The organism is Methanobrevibacter sp. (assembly GCF_030539555.1).
Classification (GTDB): Archaea; Methanobacteriota; Methanobacteria; order Methanobacteriales; family Methanobacteriaceae; genus Methanocatella.
Map to the genome: position 1 here is coordinate 1 of NZ_JAUNXX010000118.1, position 2542 is coordinate 2542.

The following is a 2542-nucleotide window of genomic DNA, read 5'->3' on the forward strand; positions in this document are numbered from 1 at the left end:
GCATTGATGCGAACAGTTCTTTCCAATTTTGATGAATACATCAATATCAACCTGGAAGAAATATTCAATTCAGATGAATTCAACAAACTGGCTGATAAAGACATATTCAAATCAAACAAGAATTTTACATATTATTTTGAGAACATGAAAAACGGAGAATATAATAATCGGGAAGTACTAAAAACTATTTATAACGATTTCAATTTTGATTCACAAATCATAACTGATTTGGAATCCGTTAAAGATGAAATTTCAAGATTAAATATTATGCCAAATAAAATAATTGAGGATAATCACTACCTTAAAAAGGTCAATTTAGAGTTAAGTGAAGAATTAAAAGAAATCAAATCCTCAAAGTCATGGAAAATAAAAAATAAATTCAAATTATAAGGGGAGATTAAATGCATAAAAGTTCAATGTTAAAAATGGAATATTTCAAAACCACTTATTTAAATCCTAATGATAATCTAAAAATACTTGATATTGGTTCTTTTGACAAGACTGGCAATTACAATTATGGAATGGTATTAAACGAAAAGAATTGGACATACCACGGCCTAGATTTAAAAGAAGGAAACAATGTAGACATCATAGTTGAAAATCCTTATGACTGGCAAGAAGTTGAAGAAGAGTCATATGATGTGGTTATTACCGGCCAAGCACTTGAGCATATTGAATTTTTCTGGTTAACATTAGAACAGATTAACAGAGTGTTAAAACCCGGAGGATTCTGCTGCATCATAGTTCCTAGTGCCGGCCCAGTCCATAAAAATCCGTATGACTGTTATAGGTTCCAAGACGATGGTGTTAAAGCGTTAGCCGAATACATTAAACTTAGAGTGATAGAATATGGAACCACAGATGCTTCAAACTCAAACCCATGGTTTGACAGTTACGTTATAGCAAGAAAACCAGATAAAGGCAGCAAAGAAGAATTAGAAAACAGAATGGACGATATTGAACGTAAAATGGATTTAATTTTAGAGAAATTGAAAGGATAACATGTATAAGATTTCAATTATTGTACCTGTTTTTAATGTGGAAGACACACTTCAAGATGCATTTGACTCCATCAAATCACAGACAATAGGCTTTGAAAATTTGGAAGTGATTTTTGTTGATGACAAATCAACCGATGACAGTTCAAACATCATTAAAGATTATTCAAACAAATACAATAATGTTAAAGCAATTTGCCTTGAAGAGAACAGCGGATTTGCAGGCAGACCTAGAAACATAGGTATTGAAAATGCAACTGCAGATTATTTGATGTTTTTAGATCCGGATGACCTCTTTTTAGAAGATGCCTGTGAACTCCTTTATAATAACATCACAGAAAACAATCTGGAATTAGTTTCAGGAAACTACAACATTAATAGAGACTCAAAAATTGAGAGAAATAATTGGAATATCCTGGAACTTGAAGATAGTGAATCTTCACAAGTTGATACAATTGAAGATAACTTCAACATGCTTCTTACAACACCTTCCGTTTGGTCCAAAATATTCAAAAAAGAATTCATTTTAAATGAAAAAATTGAATTTCTAGTTGGTGTTCCTGCACAGGATTTAGTATTTGTCTCAGAAGCGCTTCTTAAAGCCGAAGGAATTAAATTTATCAACATTCCCGTTGTTGAGTATATCCCCCGCCAGAGTGGCAAATCTGTAACATCCAAAAAAAGCAAAAGCGTTCTTGCAGGTTTTATTAAATCATACACTGCACTGTATGATATTGCAAAAGATTACAATGAAGATTATGCATGGATTGGACCAAGAAATCTATATTTCTGGATTAAACAATTTTGTCTAAGCGATTTGAAACTAAACGACAAGGTTGATTTATTGTATATGGCAAATCCTCTTTTTGAAGAGTTTATCGCTTCAAATAAACTGAAACCTCCAGAATATTTGGATGAATTTTTTTACTTGATAAACAAAAAAGATTTTTTAAATGCTTCCAAATTATCCGATAAACTAGACTTTAATTATGATGAAAAAATTATCATGGACAAAATTAAAGAAAAAAGAATTTTCATGTTGTTTTTCGGTTTTGATGTTGAAATCGGAGGTCTTGCAAAGGCAACATTTAACCGTGCAAATCTATTAACCCAACATGGATATAATGTGACTTTGCTAAACATTGATAAAAGAAAAAATAGCGAATATATCACAGAATTCTTCCACAACAATAACTATTTAAACGAATCTGTCAATCTCATAAATATTTATGATTATTATTCTTTAAAAAACACTCAGGACAAATCAATAAACCCTAATCAGGAAAATTACCTGATTACTAAAAAAATAGAAAAAACAGATAAATCCACGGTTTTAAATCATTATTCAACCAATTTAAGTAAAAATTTAGTTAAATCTAAACATTACTTAAACAATTATTACTGCATTACTCATTATCTTAACGGGACCACAATTCGAGAAGAATTTTTCACAAATGACAGATTTAAATTTCTAGAAATAACCCATGAATCTTCATATACATTATATGATCGACTTTTAAATATTGAAATTAGATTTAAAGACA

3 protein-coding genes are annotated in these 2542 nt (G+C 30.3%); all 3 read left to right on the top strand.

The genetic code is table 11. From position 1 onward, the window contains the following. A partial coding sequence (locus Q4Q55_RS10195; protein ID WP_303372693.1) for a hypothetical protein occupies nucleotides 1-390 on the top strand: 390 nt, incomplete at its 5' end. Nucleotides 391-401: 11 nt separating this feature from the next. Then, nucleotides 402-1001 (top strand): bifunctional 2-polyprenyl-6-hydroxyphenol methylase/3-demethylubiquinol 3-O-methyltransferase UbiG, encoded by a 600-nt coding sequence (locus Q4Q55_RS10200; protein ID WP_303372694.1) that lies wholly within the window; start codon nucleotides 402-404, stop codon nucleotides 999-1001. 1 nt (nucleotide 1002) lies between these two features. Beyond that, a partial coding sequence (locus Q4Q55_RS10205) for a glycosyltransferase (protein WP_303372695.1) occupies nucleotides 1003-2542 on the top strand: 1540 nt, incomplete at its 3' end.

Excerpts from the sequence above, each read along its gene's own strand:
- Q4Q55_RS10200 (WP_303372694.1), top strand. The coding sequence starts at position 402 with ATGCATAAAAGTTCAATGTTAAAAATGGAATATTTCAAAACCACTTAT.